Raw genomic sequence first — 15,551 nt, 5'->3', positions numbered from 1 at the left:
GCCGCCCCGACGATTGCTGGCAGGGTAATGGCGATCTGGATGGGCACTCGCTGAGGGGCCAGCTCTGACAAGCTGGGCCCACCTCGTCTGGCCCCATGGCGCCCTTCGGCCTCTCCGCTCTCCACAACCTGCGGCGCGGCAGGAGTCCCTGGCAGCCCCCCGAGGCCAGCTGGTCGCGGCCCTTCGGCCAGGGCTGGAGCCAGCCCTACACAGTGCGGTACGCCAGCAACCTCGACGACGGCCCCAACCACGGCATGCCCCTGGGGGGCTTCGGCGCCGGCTGCCTGGGGCGGGGCCTCGACGGCGCCTTCAACCTCTGGCATCTCGACGGAGGCGAGCACTGGTTCGGCGTGCTGCCCGACTGCCAGTTCGCCCTCTTCGAGCAGGACGGCGACGGGCGGCGGGCCCATGCCCTGGCCACGACCCCCGTCTCTGACGCTTCCCGCCCCGACGCCGGCCCGCCGCTGGCCGCCTGGAGCTGGTACCCCGCCGCCACGCTGGAGCAGCCGAGCGGCACCGTGGCGGTGCGCTACCCGATCAGCTCCCACCACTACGCCGCGGTGTTCAGCGCCGACGTGCGTTGCGAGGCCTTCAGCCCGATCCTTCCTGGCGACTATCAGCGCACCAGCTACCCCGTCGCCGTCTTCGCCTGGACGTTCAGCAACCCAACGAATCAGCCGCTGGATCTGTCCCTGCTGCTGAGCTGGCGCAACACCGTCGGCTGGTTCACCAACACCGACCCGGCGGCGGAGGTCCACTTCCGGGATGACGGCAGCCCGGAGCACAACTACGTGCCGGCGATCGGCCGCGGCCAGGGACAGCGCAACCGCTGGGTCGATGCCCCCGGCCTCAAGGGCCTGCTGCTGGAGGGGGAGCGCTCCCAGCCCCTGGCCGAAGGGGAAGGGCAATGGTGTCTGGCGGTGCCCGACGAGGCGGCGCTGAACCACCCGGGGCTGGAGGTGTTCCGCTGCAGCCGCTGGGATCCCAGCGGCGACGGGGCGGAACTCTGGGAACCCTTCAGCCGCGACGGCTCGATCCCCGACAGCGACAACGACCGCCGCAGCACCGGCGACGATCCCCTCAGCGCCGCCCTGGCGGTGCGCTTCCGGCTGGAGCCGGGCGCCTCGCTCGAGATCCCGGTGGTGATCAGCTGGGACATGCCGGTGACGGCCTTCGCCACCGGCACACGGGCCCTGCGCCGCTACACCGACTTCTTCGGCGCCGAGGGAGACGGCGCCGCCGCCATCGCCGGCGAAGCCCTGGCCGAGTGGCGCGACTGGCAGGCCGCGATCGAGGCCTGGCAGGCGCCGGTGGTGCAACGCCACGACCTGGCGGAGCCGCTGCGGATGGCGCTGCTCAACGAGCTCTACGACCTGGCCAGCGGCGGCAGCCTCTGGACGGCCGCCAGCCCCGGCGATCCGGTGGGTCGCTTCGGGGTGCTCGAGTGCCTCGACTACGCCTGGTACGAAAGCCTCGACGTGCGGCTGTACGGCTCCTTCGCCCTGCTGCAGCTCTGGCCCGAACTCGACAAGGCCGTGCTGCGCAGCTTCGCCCGCGCCATCCCGGCCGCCGATGCCACACCGCGGCCGATCGGCTGGTACTTCACCCAGGGACGGGGCCGGGTGGAGGCGGCCCGCAAGGTGGCCGGCGCCACCCCCCACGACCTCGGGGCCCCGAACGAGCGGCCCTTCGACGCCACCAACTACACCGCCTACCAGGACTGCAACCTCTGGAAGGACCTGGCCAGCGATTTCGTGCTGCAGGTCTGGCGCACCTACCGGCTGGCCCCCAGCGGCCCGGACATCGCCTTCCTGGCGGACTGCTGGCCGGCGGCCGTGACCGCCCTCGACTACCTCAAGCAGTTCGACGTCAACGACGACGGCCTGCCCGACAACGGCGGAGCCCCGGACCAGACCTTCGACGACTGGCCCCTGCAGGGGGTAAGCGCCTACTGCGGAGCCCTCTGGATCGCCGCCCTGGAGGCGGCCCTGGCCATCGGCCAGCAACTGCAGCTGGAGCTGGGGCTCGACACCGCCGAAGAGCAGCGGCGCTTCGGCGGCTGGCTGGAGCAGTCCCGAAGCCATTTCGATGCCCTGCTCTGGAACGGCGAGTATTACGCCATCGATGCCGGCAGCGGCACCCCGGTGGTGATGGCCGACCAGCTCTGCGGCGACTTCTACGCCCGCCTGCTGGGGCTGCCGCCGGTGGTGGCCGACGAGCGGGCCCGCTCGGCCCTGAACGCGATCCGCGAGGCCTGTTTCGAGTCCTTCGAGGGGGGCCGCCTCGGGGTGGCCAACGGCCTGCGCCGCGACGGCACCCCCCTCGATCCGAAGGGCACCCACCCGCTGGAGGTCTGGACCGGCATCAACTTCGGTCTTGCCGCCTACTACCGGCTGATGGAGCAGAGCGGCACCGCCTTCGCCATCACCGGCGCCGTCGTGCGTCAGGTGTACGAGGGGGGCCTGCAGTTCCGCACCCCGGAGGCGATCACCGCCGCCGGCACCTTCCGAGCCTGCCACTACCTGCGGGCCATGGCGATCTGGGCCCTCTGGGCCACCCACACCGGCTGGCAGCCGATCCCCGGCGCCGAGCGCCAGCCATGAGCCAGCGGATCTGCGGCCGGATCGAGCTTCTGCTGCTGGCCCCCCTGCTGGCCCTGATCCTGGCCATCGCCCCGTCGCCGGTGCTGGCCCAGGTCCATGCCCACCCGGACGCCGAAGGCACACCGGTGGTGCGCAGCCTGGAGAGCCTGCGCGACCTCGACGACCAGAGCTGGCAGGTGGTCGCCTACCGGGAAGGGCCGCCGGGTGGGCCGCTGCGGCTGCGGATCGTGGGCTACCCCGGCAAGGTGCGCCTGGACCATCCCACCGCCCTGGAGGTGCGCAGCGGCCGGCTGCGCTGGGAGCTGGAGGACGTCACCCTGGCCAGTGCCGCCCTGGCCCGGGACAACCGCGCCGCCGCGGCCGAGTTCGACCTGGCTCCGCTGCTGGCCGATCTGGAGCGCAACCGGCCCCTGCGGCTGCGGCTGCCGCGGGTGTTCAGTGAACTGGCGGTGCCGCCCTACGTGGTGGCCGAATGGCGCAGCCTGGCGGACGCCCCCGCCCCATGAGCCCAGGCTCCCCCTGGCATCCATGGATGGCCCGGGCCCTGCAGCTGGCCGCCCTCGCCGAGGGCCGCACCAGCCCCAATCCCCTGGTGGGCGCCGTGGTGCTCGACCCAGGCGGACAGCTGGTGGGGGAGGGATTCCATGCCCGCGCCGGGGAGGCCCATGCGGAGGTGGGGGCCCTGGCCCAGGCGGGGGAGCGGGCCAGGGGCGGCACCCTGGTCGTGACCCTGGAACCCTGCTGCCACCACGGCCGCACCCCCCCCTGCAGCGAGGCGGTGCTCGCCGCCGGCATCGGCCGGGTGGTGCTGGCCATGGCCGACCCCAACCCCCGGGTGGCCGGCGGTGGCATCGCCCGGCTGCGGGCGGCGGGCGTGGAGGTGATCGAAGGGGTGATGGAAGCCGAGGCGCGCCGGCTCAACCGGCCCTTTCTGCACCGGATCGCCACCGGCCGGCCCCTGGGGATCCTCAAGTGGGCCATGAGCCTGGATGGCCGCACGGCGCTGCCCAACGGCGTCAGCCAGTGGATCAGCGGTCCGGGGTCCCGGGACTGGGTGCACCGCCTGCGGGCCCGCTGCGATGCGGTGATCGTGGGTGGCGGCACGGTGCGGGCCGACGACCCCCTGCTCACCAGCCGGGGGCGGCGCACGCCCGAACCGCTGCGGGTGGTGCTCAGCCGCGGCCTGGATCTGCCGGCGGCGGCTCAACTCTGGGATCCGGCCCCGGCGGCGACGCTGCTGGTCCATGGACCGGAGGCGCCCCAGGATCGCCGCGACCGGTTCGATCGGCTGGGGGTGGAACGCCTGGCCCTGGAGGCCTGCGAACCGGCGGCGCTGGCGATCGCCCTGGCCCGGCGGGGCTGCAACCGGGTGCTGTGGGAGTGCGGGCCCGTGCTGGCGGCGGCGGCCCTGCGCCAGGACTGCGTGCAGCAGCTGGCCGCGGTGATCGCACCCAGGCTGCTCGGCGGCCACGCCGCCCGCACCCCCCTGGCTGACCTGGGCCTGGAGAACCTGGAGGACGGCTGGTCCCTGGGGGACGCGGCCATCGGCTGGCTGGGCCGGGACCTGCTCTGGCAGGGTGCTGTGGAAGGAGGTGCGCCGCTCAGCGCAGCTCCGGATGCCGGGGATCCCCCTTGAACGGTCCCTCCACGGCACTGGTGATCCAGCCGCCGTAGAAGCCGCCGGGCTGGGGGACCACCCGCTCCCCATCCACCCAGCAACCGTCCATCAGCGCCGGGTAACAGGCCAGCCAGCCGGCCAGGGCCTCGAAGGCCGGGGTGGGTGAGGGGTAGCTCCACAGCGCCCGCCGCAGGCGGCGCTCGCCGCCTGCGCCGTCCGGTGCCACCAGGTCGAAGTAGCGGGCCACGCCCTTCCATTCGCAGAAGCTGGAACCGGCCGCGGACACCAGCAGGGTCAGATCCACATCCTCCGGAGAGAGATAGAAGACGGGGGGATGGAAGGTTTCGAGCACCCGCAGGCTGCGATGGGTGTCGCAGAGCACCCGCCCCAGGGCCTCCACCCGCACGTGCTGGCTGCAGGTCAGCAGTGCCGGGGGCCGGGGATAGCTGGCAACGGGCTCGGCCATGGGGATCAGCCGGGAATGAAGTGGCGCAGGCGCCGGGCCTCGGCCCCTGCCCGGGCCTGCAGCTCCTCGTCGCTGAGGCTGGCCTCGGCCCGTTGCTGGGCGGCGATCACATCGGCCTCGTCGACGGCGAAACCGGCGCCGCGGGCCAGGGCCAGAAACGCCGCCAGATCGGGGGGGTCGGCCGGATCGTGGAGGCGACGATCGAGGGCGGCATCGGTCCTGGCGTGGGCCAGAAACGCATCCAGCTGGTCGAGGCTCATGGGACCGGCATCAGGGCCACCCCTCTCTAGCGGCCCGGCGGGTCGCCCGCGGCAGCGGCCAGCAGATCGAGCTGCACGCTGGCCGGCTGCCCCATCTCCAGCTTCACCGCCTCCCAGGGCGCCGGGTCCCAGGGGGCCATCAGGGGTTCCAGGGCCCGCAGGGCCGGGCCATCGACGGGCTCCAGCCAGGCCTCCTCGAGCCCGTCGGGGATCACCACCGGCATGCGGTCGTGCACCCGGGCCAGCAGGTCGTTGGGGGCGGTGGTGAGCACGACGCAGGTCTCGAGCTCCCCCCCGTCCGCCCCCAGCCAGCGATCCCACAGCCCGCCGAGCCAGAAGGGGCGCCGATCCCGCCGCCGGAACAGCCAGGGCTGCTTGACGGCACGGCCCTCCACCGTCCTCGTCTGCCATTCGTAGAAGCCATCGGCGGGGATCAGGGCCCGGCGGTGGCGCCAGGCGCCGCGGAAGAAGGGTTTCTCCCCCACCGTCTCGCTGCGGGCGTTGATGGGTCGGCGGCGACCCGCCGGGTCAGGGCACCAGTCCGGCACCAGCCCCCACAGGGCCAGGGCCACCTCCAGGCGGCCGTGCTCCTGGCGCTGCAGCAGCACCGGCTCCCCCGGCCGCACCTGGGTCCGGGGGGCGTAATGGTCCTCCAGCCCCGGGGGCAGCGGGCCCTTCAGCCGGGGCAGCAGCCGGTCGAGGCGGGTGGCCAGGGAGTAGCGGCCGCACATGGGGGGTGGGAAGCCGAGGGGCGGGGCGTTCGGTTCTCCCGACCGGGGGCGGGAACGGCGGGTGACGACCAGACCTAGCTTGGGCCCATTCGACGTTGCGCGCAGCATGGCCATCCGTCAGGACGACAATCGCCCCACCAGGCGTTTCGGCATCGTCAACCTGCTCCTGATCGGCTTCGGTGTGCTGCTGCTGTTCAGCAACTTCCTGCCCAACCCCGCCACCCAGGTGCCCCGGGTGCCCTACTCCCTGTTCATCGACCAGGTGAACGACGACAACGTCAAGCGGGCCTACATCACCCAGGACCAGATCCGCTACGAGCTCACCAAGCCCCCCGAGGAAGGCGCCCCCACGGTGCTCTCCACCACGCCGATCTTCGACATGGAGCTGCCCCAGCGGCTGGAGCAGCACGGGGTCGAGTTCGCCGCGGCGCCGCCGAAGCGGCCCAGCTTCATCACCACGGCCCTGAGCTGGGTGGTGCCGCCGCTGATCTTCATCCTGGTGCTGCAGTTCTTCGCCCGCCGCAGTGGCATGGGAGGCGGTGGCGCCCAGGGGGCCCTGAGCTTCACCAAGTCGAAGGCCAAGGTCTACGTGCCCGATGAGGAGTCGCGCGTCACCTTCGCCGATGTGGCCGGCGTCGACGAAGCCAAGACCGAGCTCACCGAGATCGTCGACTTCCTCAAGACGCCCCAGCGCTACATGGACATCGGCGCCCGTATCCCCAAGGGCGTGCTGCTGGTGGGTCCTCCGGGCACCGGCAAGACCCTGCTCTCCAAGGCCGTGGCCGGTGAAGCCAGCGTGCCCTTCTTCATCATCTCCGGCTCCGAATTCGTGGAGCTGTTCGTGGGGGCCGGTGCCGCCCGCGTTCGCGACCTGTTCGAGGAGGCCAAGAAGAAGGCGCCGTGCATCATCTTCATCGACGAACTCGACGCCATCGGCAAGAGCCGCTCAGGCTCCATGGGCGTGGTGGGCGGCAATGACGAGCGGGAGCAGACCCTCAACCAGCTGCTCACCGAGATGGACGGCTTCACCGCCCAGGACAAGCCGGTGATCGTTCTGGCGGCCACCAACCAGCCCGAGACGCTGGATGCCGCCCTGCTGCGGCCGGGCCGCTTCGACCGCCAGGTGCTGGTGGACCGTCCCGACCTCTCCGGCCGCAAGATGATCCTCGACATCTACGGCAAGAAGGTGAAGCTGGCCGAGGGTGTCGACCTCGACAAGATCGCCCAGGCCACCAGCGGCTTCGCCGGCGCCGACCTGGCCAACCTGGTGAACGAGGCGGCCCTGCTGGCGGCCCGGGTCTATCGCACCACCGTGGAGCAGGCCGACCTCAACGAAGCGATCGAACGGGTGGTGGCGGGTCTCGAGAAGAAGAGCCGCGTGCTGCAACCCGACGAGAAGAAGGTGGTGGCTTATCACGAGGTGGGCCACGCGATCGTGGGCCACCTGATGCCCGGCGGCAGCAAGGTGGCGAAGATCTCGATCGTGCCCCGCGGCATGGCGGCCCTCGGCTACACCCTGCAGCTGCCCACCGAGGAGCGGTTCCTGAATTCCAAGGAGGATCTCGAAGGCCAGATCGCCACCCTGCTGGGTGGGCGGTCTGCCGAGGAGGTGGTCTTCGGTGAGGTCACCACCGGCGCCGCCAACGACCTGCAGCGGGCCACCGACATCGCCGAGCAGATGATCGGCACCTACGGCATGAGCGAGACCCTCGGCCCCCTCGCCTACGACAAACAGGGCGGCAGCCGCTTCCTGGGGGGTAACTCCAACCCCCGCCGGGCCGTGAGCGACGCCACCGCCCTGGAGATCGACAAGGAGGTGCGCGGTCTGGTGGATCGGGCCCATGACCGGGCCCTGGCGATCCTGCACCACAACCGCGAGCTGCTGGAAACCATCTCCCACAAGATCCTCGAGAAGGAGGTGATCGAGGGCGACGAACTCAAGCAGCTGCTGGCCTCCAGCCAGCTGCCCGATGCGGCGGTGCTGGAGGGGGCCGCCGCCTGAGGCGGGTCTGCCGTCCGGCGGGCCCAGTTAAGGGGACGAACCGTAGATTCACCCTGGCGTCCTGCGGCAGGCCTGGGTGAAGGACGACATCGATCCATGGCCCCCCAGCGCTTCCCACCGGCCGCGACAACTGGTTGGGGCGGCCATGACGGGGCTGCTGATCCTGTTCTGCCTCACGATGGCGGGCCAGGGTCTGACAACGGCCTACTCCTACTGGTCGGATGAGCTCTGGTCCGTGGCCGCCAGTCGGGCCGACTGGGTTGGGCTGCTCCATGACTGGCTGATCCCCGACCTCCATCCCCCCCTCTACCAGGCCCTGCTGAAGCTCTGGATCGGGGTCTTCGGCACCGGGGAGCCCGCCACCCGCAGCCTCAGCTTTCTGATCGCCGCCCTGGGCCTGGTGGCGGCGGCCCTGGGCAGTTCAGGGCGCGGTGCAGGCCGGCGCCTGTTCACGGTGGCCTTCCTGGGCACCAGCCCCGCCTTTCTCTTCTATGCCCAGGAGACGCGCAGTTACGCGCTCTCCATGCTGCTCTCCACGCTGATGCTGGGCACGGCCCTGCGGCTGCGTCAGCGGAAGGGGCGCCACGAAGCCGCCCTGCGCTGGGGGTTCGCGATCTCCGCGCTGCTCCTGTCCCTGACCCACTACTTCTCCCTGATCTTCGTGGTGGTGGTGCTGGCGGTGGTCACGGCCGAGGGTACGGTCTTCCGATCGCGGAGCCATGCGATTCCCCTGCTGCTGCTCCTGATGCTGTGGCCGCTCAGCCACGGATTGTTGAGTTCCCCCGCGGAGAATCTCACCCGCATCAACTGGATTGAGGTCACGCCGATCAGCGGCACCATCACCCAGTTCCTTGCCGGAACGCTGCCGCTGCTCGATCCGCGACAGGGTCCGCGAGGCCTGCTGATCCTGATCGGCCTCGTCGGCGGCATCGGAGCCGCCACCCTTCCCCTCCTCAAGCCCGGAGCCTCCAGCCGCAAGGCACCCGCCATGGGGGAAGCGCGCTTCCTCCTGACGGTGATCCTCGCCTTCGTGGGACTGATGCTGGCGATCGATCCGTTCCGGCCGATGTCGCAGAGCCGGTATTACATCGTGGTGCTGCCGGCCCTCGCCTACCTCGTGGGAATCGGCTGGGAGCTCAGCGTCGGCCTCGGCCGGATTCGCCGCGTCGCCCTGGCCACTCTGCTCTGCGCTGTACTGCTCCTGCAGCTGCGAATCGGCACCCAGCAGCTGTCCGTCAAGCGAGCGCCCCTGGAGAACTACAAGCTCCTGGCCAGCTTCGTGGCCGAAAGCGACCTCTGCGGCCCGGGCAAGGGATGCTGGTCCACCGGCTGGTTCCCGGAGGCGCTCACGCATACCTATTTCAGCTCCCGCCAGCTGCTGCCGTTCGATCCCGGTAGCCCGCTGGCCCAGACGCGGCTGGATCGTCCGCTGCTCGGATTTCGACGGGCTTACCCGAAGCTGAAGGGCCTCATGGCCAACAACCCCGAGATGGCCTGCTGGGAGGCACCAGGCGCCTGGAAAGCCACCGTGTTCATCCTGCTGCCCCGCACCAGCCCGGTGCAGCCCGCACGCCATGGCCTGCGGCCCTGCCCTTGACGTAGGGGGGGTCGATCTCGCATAAGGGTTCTTTGGGACGTGGGCCATGGTGTCCCCCTCAGCCCCGCTCGCCGCCCTCAAGGGCGGCGACCTGCTCTCCTCGGCCGACCTCGACGGTCCCCAGACCTTCGCCCTGCTGGAGCTGGCCCGCCAGCTGAAGGGCGGCGAGCGACGCATCGACCTGGCCGGCCGGGTGCTGGGGCTGATCTTCTCCAAGGCCTCCACGCGCACCCGGGTGAGCTTCATCGTCGCCATGGCCCGGCTGGGCGGCCAGACGATCGACCTCAACCCGGCCGTCACCCAGGTGGGCCGGGGCGAGCCGATCGCCGACACCGCCCGGGTGCTGAGCCGCTACTGCGATGCCCTGGCGATCCGCACCTTCGCCCAGGAGGACCTGGTCGACTACGCCCACTGGGCCTCGATCCCGGTGATCAACGCCCTCACGGACCTGGAGCACCCCTGCCAGGCCCTGGCCGATGCCCTGACGATCCAGGAGAGCTTCGGTCACGGCCCCACCGACCTGCACGGCCTCACCCTGGCCTACGTGGGCGACGGCAACAACATGGCCCATTCGCTGATGCTCGTCGGGGCCCTGCTGGGGATGGACGTGCGCATCGGCAGCCCCGACGGTTTCGCCCCCAGCCCGGCGGTGGTGGAGCAGGCCCGGTCCCTCAGCGGCGGGCGGAGCTCGATCAGCGTGCTGCAGGACCCGGTGGCGACGGCTCGGGGGGCCCATGTCCTGTACACCGATGTGTGGGCCTCCATGGGCCAGGAGGAGGAGCAGGCCCAGCGGGAGCAGGCCTTCAGCGGCTGGTGCCTCGACGAGGACCTGCTGGCCGAGGCGGATCCGCGGGCGATCGTGCTGCACTGTCTCCCCGCCCACCGGGGCGAGGAGATCAGCGCCGGTGTGATCGAGGGGGCCGCCAGCCGGGTGTTCGACCAGGCGGAGAACCGCCTGCACGTGCAGCAGGCCCTGCTCGCCACCCTGCTGGGGGGCGTGAGCGACTGAGGGCGCCGGCAGCGGGCTCCGGGCGGCGGGCACAGGCCCGGCCCTGGACAAACCGCGCGCGGGATGGCAGAAAGGGAGTGGTTCATCCGTACTGCCCGTGGTCGTCACCCACCAGGAGCTCACCGAGGCCCAGCGGCAGCTCTATGACTGGCTCGCCGACTACATCGGCAGCCACCGTCACAGCCCCTCGATCCGCCAGATGATGGAGGCCATGGGCCTGCGGTCGCCGGCGCCGATCCAGAGCCGCCTGCGCCACCTGCAGCAGAAGGGCTGGATCACCTGGCAGGAGGGCCAGGCGCGCACCCTTCAGCTGCTCGGCGAGAGCCACCCGGGCATCCCGGTGCTCGGGGCGGTGGCCGCCGGTGGCCTGGTGGAAACCTTCGACGACGTGCAGGAGCACCTCGATCTGGCCCCGGTGCTCGACACCCGCGGCCTGTTCGCCCTCACCGTCAACGGCGACTCGATGGTGGACGCCCACATCGCCGATGGCGACGTGGTGCTGATGGAGCCCGTGGCCGACCCCTCCCGGCTGCGCGAGGGCACGATCGTGAGCGCCCTGGTGCCCGGCAGCGGCACCACCCTCAAGCACTTCCACCGCCAGGGGGCCCAGGTGCGGCTGGAGGCCGCCAACCCCGCCTACGCACCGATCCTCCTGCCCGCCGACCAGGTGAGCGTGCAGGGCCGCCTGGTGGCGGTGTGGCGTCAGGTGTGAGGGGCGGGGGCCGACCGGCCACGTTGTAAGCTCCTCAAGCACCGGTTAACCGGCGCACCAATGGGGCCATAGCTCAGCTGGTAGAGCACCTGCATGGCATGCAGGGGGTCAGCGGTTCGAGTCCGCTTGGCTCCATTTTTTTGATCCAGGGCTCCCCTGGGGCTTCTTTGATCGGGCCCCTGGGGGGCCTTGTTGCTGTGGTCAAGCTGGCTGAGCCGGAAATGGCCGGCGCCGGTGCGGCCGACAGGATGGCCCGATCCCCTGCCCGCTGCCCCTTGACCACCCGCCCCCCCCGGGCCCCATGGCGGCGACGCCGGGCCACCGGCCTCATGGTGGGCCTGGCGCTGCTCGTCCCGTCCGTCTTTCCCCCCATCGGCCAGGCGCAGGGGATCGTGGAACCCGACAACGGCTCCCTGGCGCCGATCGATCGGGAGGTCTTCCGGCAGCAGTACGGCCAGGAAGGACTGTTCCGGCTGCGGCTGGGAGTCGATGCGGCCGAACAGCCGCCCATGGCTGGAGCCACTCCCCAGAGCTGCCCCGCCGCCACCTGGGCCGGCTCGCCGCAGAAGCAGCGCTACGACGCGGCGATGGGCCTGCGCAAGTTCTACGCCGCCGGCGAGGCCCTGGGGGAATGGCGGCGGCTCTGCCCCGCCAGGCCCTGAGGCACCTCGGGTTGAGGCACCTCGGGAGCCTGGGCGTCTGGGTCACTCACTGGCCGCCTTCGTGCGCATGGCCGCCTCCAGGCTCTTGATCTCCTCCGGCGACAGCTTGGGCCGATCCAGCTTGAGGGTGAGCTTGTCGAGGGTGCCGGTGAAGCGGAACGGCGGCTGGTAGTCGGCGTCGTTGACCCCGGTGAGGGTGTCGGAGCCGATGTCGAAGCTTTCGTCCCACTGCAGGATCATCGGCAGGGTCTTGGCCATGGTTTTGGTGGCCACCACCTTGCCGTCCACCTTGAGGGTGCCGGTGCCGGGTCGGCCGACGCCGCTGAAGTCGTTGAAGGCCAGGGTGCCGGCCCCCTTGCCGTCGTAGACGAAATCAAACTCGACCTTGTGCTTGCCGGGGGTGAGGGGATCGGTGCCCTCCCACTTGAGGCGCTCCAGATCCACCATGTTCCAGACCCACACGGGCTTGCTGTTCTTCAGGTAGAAGCCATAGCCGCCGAAGCGGCCGCCGGAGGTGAGCAGCATGCCCTCGGCACCGCCGGCCGGCACCTCGATGTCGGCGGTGACGGTGTAGGAGGTGTTGAGCAGCACAGGGGAAGCGCCCTGGGGCAGGCCCACCATCGGATGGGTGTAGACGAATTCGCTGCGGCCGGCGGTGATGTTGGGCCGGGGCGCCACGATCCGCGCCGCCACCGAGGCATCGAGCGGGAACACCTGGTACTTATTGGCCTCAGTGATGAAGGCCGCCTTCATCTCCTTCACCTTGCCGGGATTCTGGGCCGCCAGGTCGGTGGTCTGGCTGAAATCCGTGTTGAGGTTGTAGAGCTCCAGGGTCTGGTTGTTGAGCGGATCCGGGTTGGCCGGGCCGAAGGCGTCCCAGGGGGCCCGGTTCACCTTGGTGCTCAACAGCCAGCCCTTGTCGTAGAGGGCCCACTGACCGAACATCTCGAAGTACTGGCGCTCGTGCCTGGAGGGCACCTTGGCGTTCTTGGCATCGAAGGTGTAAACGAAGCTCGTGCCCTCGATCGGCTTCTGGGGGATGCCATCCACCACCTCGGGCGCCCGCAGCCCCGCCGCCTCCAGGACCGTGGGCACCACGTCGATGACGTGCACGAACTGCTCCCGCAGGCCGCCCCTGTCCTTGATGCGCGCCGGCCACGAGACCACCATGTTCTGGTTCACGCCACCGAGACGGGAGGCGTTCTGCTTGAACCAGCTGAAGGGGGTGTCGAAGGCCCAGCTCCAGCCCGCTGACATGTGGTTGTAGGTGAGATCGGTGCCCCACACGTCGTAGAACTTCATCTGCACCTCGACGGGCAACTTGTTGAGGCCGTTGAAGAAGGCCACCTCGTTGGGGGTGCCCAGGGGACCGCCTTCGGCGCTGGTGCCGTTATCGCCGTTGATGTAGATGATCAGGGTGTTGTCGAGCTTGCCGAGGTCGTCGAACTGCTGGATCACCCGGCCGATTTCGTCATCGCTGTAGGCGGCATAGGCGGCGAACACCTCCACCTGGCGGATGAACAGCTTCTGGGCCTCCGGGGTCAACTTGTCCCAGGGGGTGATCACATCGGCGGGCCAGGGATCGAGCTTGGCGTCTTTCGGGATCACGCCGAGTTTCTTCTGGTTGGCGAAGATGCGCTCCCTCAACTTCTCGTAGCCGTCATCGAAAAGATGCATGGCGTGGATCCGGTCCACCCACTCCTTGGTGGGGTGGTGGGGCGCATGGGTGGCCCCGGGGGCGTACTTGATGAACAGCGGCTTGCTGGGGTTGATCTGGTGCATCCGCGTCATGTAGTCGATGGCGTCATCGGCCATCGCCGTCACCAGGTTCCAGGTGCCGGGCTGCTTGTCCTCGAAGGGATAGATCTGGGTGGTGTTGCGGAACAGGTTGGGCTGCCACTGGTTGGCGTCCCCACCCACGAAGCCGTAGAAGTACTCAAACCCCATCCCAGTGGGCCACTGGTCGAAGGGCCCGCTCTGGCTGGCCTGGAACGCCGGCACGTTGTGGTCCTTGCCGAACCAGGCGGTGGAATAGCCGTTGTCCTTGAGCAGGCGGCCGATCGTGGCCTTGTCCCGCTCGATGATGCTGTTGTAGCCGGGGAAGCCGGTGGACTGCTCCGAGATCACGCCGAAGCCGGCGGAGTGGTGGTTGCGGCCGGTGATCAGGGCGGCCCGGGTGGGGGAGCAGAGCGCCGTGGAGAACATGCGGTTGTACCGCAGCCCCGCCTTGGCGACCCGGTCCATGGCCGGCGTGGGGATCACCCCGCCGAAGGTGCTGGGCACGCCGAAACCGGCGTCATCCGTGATGATCAGCAGCACATTGGGTGCGCTCGCGGGAGGCGTGATCCGCGGCGCCCACCAGGGCTTCGACTGCAGCGCCCCGTCCTTGATCACTCCACCGAAGGGTGGCGCCGGGGCGGGCAGCTGGGTGCCGGGAATCGTGGTGGTGGCATTGGGGGCTCCCGGCGTGCCGGTGATCCGCTGGGCCAGGGCCGGCACGGCCCTGAACGACCAGCCCAGCAGGGCCAGGGCCAGGCACGCCGGCACCAGGCGCCGCAGCAGGCGACCCAGCGCGACGCTCAGGCGGGACAGGGGACGCTCAGGCATGGGTCGTCAGGGCGGGGGAAACGAGTCGGAAACCGATGTGGGAGGTGCCGGTGTCGGGGCTTTCGGCCTCCCGCGCCGCCGGCCGGTAGCGGCTGCAGTAGTTCGGGGCGCACAGGAAGGAGCCCCCCTTGATGACGTGCTTGGCCACCCCGGGCTCCCGCGGATCGCTGCTGGCGGCCGAGTCGGCCAGCACGGGATCGTCCTGGTCGGTGAGGCGATCGTGGCCGGGCCGGTACCAGTCCGCCGTCCACTCCCAGACATTGCCGGTCATGTCCTGCAGTCCGTAGCCATTGGGGGGAAAGCGGCCCACCGGCGCGGTGCCGGTGAAGCCATCGTCAGCGGTGTTGCTGACGGGAAACTCCCCCTGCCAGGTGTTGGCCAGACCTGGCCGCCAGGTGTTGCCCCAGCTGAAGGCCCGATCCCGCAGTCCGCCGCGGGCGGCGAACTCCCACTGGGCCTCGCTGGGGAGGGCGGCGCCGGCCCAGGCCGCGTAGGCCTCCGCATCCGCCAGCGACACCTGCACCACCGGATGGTCGAGCCGGTCGTCGATGGAACTGCCGGGGCCCTCGGGGTGGCGCCAGTCGGCCCCTGGCACCCACTGCCACCAGCTGAGCTCCGCCAGGGGCTCGCCGGGGGAAGGCGGCCGGAACACCACCGAGCCGGGGCGGCGCTCGGCGGCGGAGAGTTCCGGGAACTGCTCCTCGGGCAGGGGCTGCTCCGCCTGGGTGCGATAGCCGGTGGCGGCCACGAAGGCGGCGAACTCGCGGTTGGTCACCTCGGTGCGGCCGATGCAGAAGGGCTGCAGCCGCACCGGCGCCTCCGACGGCGCCTCCTCCGGCAGGCGGCCCGCCGCGCCGATGCGGTAGCGACCGCCGGGGATGGGGGCCATCGACGGCGGGCAGGGGTCCGCCGCCGGGGCGGGAGCGGGCCACAGCAGCACCACCCCCATCCCCAGAGCCAGGATCAGCAGGGCGGCCAGCACGGGAAAGCCCCAGGCCTCAGGACGATGCACGAGCAAGGATTCGAACAAGCACGGATTCGCTGGGCCCTGCGGATGGCTCACGGCCCGCATTGTGGGGGCGTGAAAGAGCGGTTCAGGGTCGCATCGATCACCTTCGACACACTCGTTGGCACAACGGATTGGCACAGCGCACCCCATCCCCATCGGCGGCCCGGCCGCCGATGAACGCAGGACGGCAAGACTGTCGCAGCGGCGCAACAGTGCGGCATGGATCCTGTCAGCAAAGGCGGGCCACGTGGCACGGTGTGGCGAGTCAGACGATC

13 protein-coding genes and 1 tRNA gene are annotated in these 15,551 nt (G+C 70.5%); 9 read left to right on the top strand and 5 right to left on the bottom strand.

What is annotated here, in order from left to right:
* Positions 1-95 precede the first annotated feature (95 nt).
* From KUG38_RS02470 to ribD, 3 genes are read left to right on the top strand one after another with little or no spacing between them, the layout of a single operon-like run.
* Positions 96-2,603, top strand: coding sequence for a GH116 family glycosyl hydrolase (locus KUG38_RS02470; protein ID WP_216918880.1), 2,508 nt, complete (start codon positions 96-98; stop codon positions 2,601-2,603).
* The gene (locus tag KUG38_RS02465; protein WP_216918879.1) at positions 2,600-3,109 is read left to right on the top strand and encodes a DUF3122 domain-containing protein; all 510 of its coding nucleotides are present in this window, start codon (positions 2,600-2,602) and stop codon (positions 3,107-3,109) included. The genes KUG38_RS02470 and KUG38_RS02465 overlap by 4 nt, the downstream gene beginning before the upstream one ends.
* On the top strand, positions 3,106-4,239 hold the full coding sequence (ribD, locus tag KUG38_RS02460; RefSeq protein WP_286195545.1) for a bifunctional diaminohydroxyphosphoribosylaminopyrimidine deaminase/5-amino-6-(5-phosphoribosylamino)uracil reductase RibD: 1,134 nt from the start codon (positions 3,106-3,108) through the stop codon (positions 4,237-4,239). Before KUG38_RS02465 ends, ribD begins: the two co-directional genes overlap by 4 nt.
* Here the strand turns inward: ribD and KUG38_RS02455 are convergent.
* The 3 genes from KUG38_RS02455 to KUG38_RS02445 are packed head-to-tail and all read right to left on the bottom strand — an operon-like array spanning position 4,205 to position 5,678.
* Positions 4,205-4,687: a DUF427 domain-containing protein gene (locus tag KUG38_RS02455; protein ID WP_216918878.1), complete on the bottom strand. Its 483-nt coding sequence runs from the start codon at positions 4,685-4,687 to the stop codon at positions 4,205-4,207. The two genes, ribD and KUG38_RS02455, sit on opposite strands and share 35 nt — an antisense overlap.
* Positions 4,688-4,692: 5 nt before the next feature.
* The gene (locus KUG38_RS02450; protein WP_190611036.1) at positions 4,693-4,947 is read right to left on the bottom strand and encodes a Nif11-like leader peptide family RiPP precursor; all 255 of its coding nucleotides are present in this window, start codon (positions 4,945-4,947) and stop codon (positions 4,693-4,695) included.
* A gap of 26 nt (positions 4,948-4,973) precedes the next feature.
* Positions 4,974-5,678, bottom strand: coding sequence for an SOS response-associated peptidase (locus KUG38_RS02445; protein ID WP_216918877.1), 705 nt, complete (start codon positions 5,676-5,678; stop codon positions 4,974-4,976).
* A gap of 106 nt (positions 5,679-5,784) precedes the next feature.
* Between KUG38_RS02445 and ftsH the strand changes: the two genes are divergently transcribed.
* The 6 genes from ftsH to KUG38_RS02415 all read left to right on the top strand — a co-directional run bounded on the left by ftsH (position 5,785) and on the right by KUG38_RS02415 (position 11,660).
* Positions 5,785-7,680, top strand: coding sequence for an ATP-dependent zinc metalloprotease FtsH (gene ftsH / locus KUG38_RS02440; protein WP_216918876.1), 1,896 nt, complete (start codon positions 5,785-5,787; stop codon positions 7,678-7,680).
* A 145-nt stretch (positions 7,681-7,825) separates the two neighbouring features.
* On the top strand, positions 7,826-9,277 hold the full coding sequence (locus tag KUG38_RS02435) for a glycosyltransferase family protein (protein ID WP_216918875.1): 1,452 nt from the start codon (positions 7,826-7,828) through the stop codon (positions 9,275-9,277).
* 46 nt (positions 9,278-9,323) lie between these two features.
* Positions 9,324-10,286, top strand: a complete 963-nt coding sequence (gene argF / locus KUG38_RS02430) for an ornithine carbamoyltransferase (RefSeq protein ID WP_216918874.1) — start codon at positions 9,324-9,326, stop codon at positions 10,284-10,286.
* Positions 10,287-10,383: 97 nt separating this feature from the next.
* Positions 10,384-10,998 (top strand): transcriptional repressor LexA, encoded by a 615-nt coding sequence (lexA, locus tag KUG38_RS02425; RefSeq protein WP_216918873.1) that lies wholly within the window; start codon positions 10,384-10,386, stop codon positions 10,996-10,998.
* Between the two features lie 62 nt (positions 10,999-11,060).
* Positions 11,061-11,133, top strand: a tRNA-Ala gene (locus KUG38_RS02420).
* A 140-nt stretch (positions 11,134-11,273) separates the two neighbouring features.
* A complete protein-coding gene (locus KUG38_RS02415) occupies positions 11,274-11,660 on the top strand; it encodes a hypothetical protein (RefSeq protein ID WP_216918872.1) in 387 nt (128 codons plus the stop codon).
* A gap of 42 nt (positions 11,661-11,702) precedes the next feature.
* Here KUG38_RS02415 and KUG38_RS02410 read toward each other — a convergent pair whose 3' ends face one another.
* Positions 11,703-14,267, bottom strand: coding sequence for an arylsulfatase (locus KUG38_RS02410; RefSeq protein ID WP_216918871.1), 2,565 nt, complete (start codon positions 14,265-14,267; stop codon positions 11,703-11,705).
* Positions 14,260-15,279, bottom strand: a complete 1,020-nt coding sequence (locus tag KUG38_RS02405) for a formylglycine-generating enzyme family protein (RefSeq protein ID WP_502988676.1) — start codon at positions 15,277-15,279, stop codon at positions 14,260-14,262. Before KUG38_RS02405 ends, KUG38_RS02410 begins: the two co-directional genes overlap by 8 nt.
* Between the last annotated feature and the right edge of the window lie 272 nt (positions 15,280-15,551).

The sequence above is a fragment of the Synechococcus sp. CCAP 1479/9 genome, from assembly GCF_019038535.1.
In the GTDB taxonomy this organism is placed as follows: domain Bacteria; phylum Cyanobacteriota; class Cyanobacteriia; order PCC-6307; family Cyanobiaceae; genus Cyanobium.
Note: the sequence above shows the minus strand (reverse complement) of the source record. Positions and strands in the feature narration are given on the sequence as shown.

Bases quoted from the DNA above. Each gene is read 5' to 3' on its own strand.
- KUG38_RS02470 (WP_216918880.1), top strand. From the start codon at position 96: ATGGCGCCCTTCGGCCTCTCCGCTCTCCACAACCTGCGGCGCGGCAGG.
- KUG38_RS02465 (WP_216918879.1), top strand. From the start codon at position 2,600: ATGAGCCAGCGGATCTGCGGCCGGATCGAGCTTCTGCTGCTGGCCCCC.
- ribD (WP_286195545.1), top strand. From the start codon at position 3,106: ATGAGCCCAGGCTCCCCCTGGCATCCATGGATGGCCCGGGCCCTGCAG.
- KUG38_RS02455 (WP_216918878.1), bottom strand. From the start codon at position 4,687: ATGGCCGAGCCCGTTGCCAGCTATCCCCGGCCCCCGGCACTGCTGACC.
- KUG38_RS02450 (WP_190611036.1), bottom strand. From the start codon at position 4,947: ATGAGCCTCGACCAGCTGGATGCGTTTCTGGCCCACGCCAGGACCGAT.
- KUG38_RS02445 (WP_216918877.1), bottom strand. From the start codon at position 5,678: ATGTGCGGCCGCTACTCCCTGGCCACCCGCCTCGACCGGCTGCTGCCC.
- ftsH (WP_216918876.1), top strand. From the start codon at position 5,785: ATGGCCATCCGTCAGGACGACAATCGCCCCACCAGGCGTTTCGGCATC.
- KUG38_RS02435 (WP_216918875.1), top strand. From the start codon at position 7,826: ATGACGGGGCTGCTGATCCTGTTCTGCCTCACGATGGCGGGCCAGGGT.
- argF (WP_216918874.1), top strand. From the start codon at position 9,324: ATGGTGTCCCCCTCAGCCCCGCTCGCCGCCCTCAAGGGCGGCGACCTG.
- KUG38_RS02410 (WP_216918871.1), bottom strand. From the start codon at position 14,267: ATGCCTGAGCGTCCCCTGTCCCGCCTGAGCGTCGCGCTGGGTCGCCTG.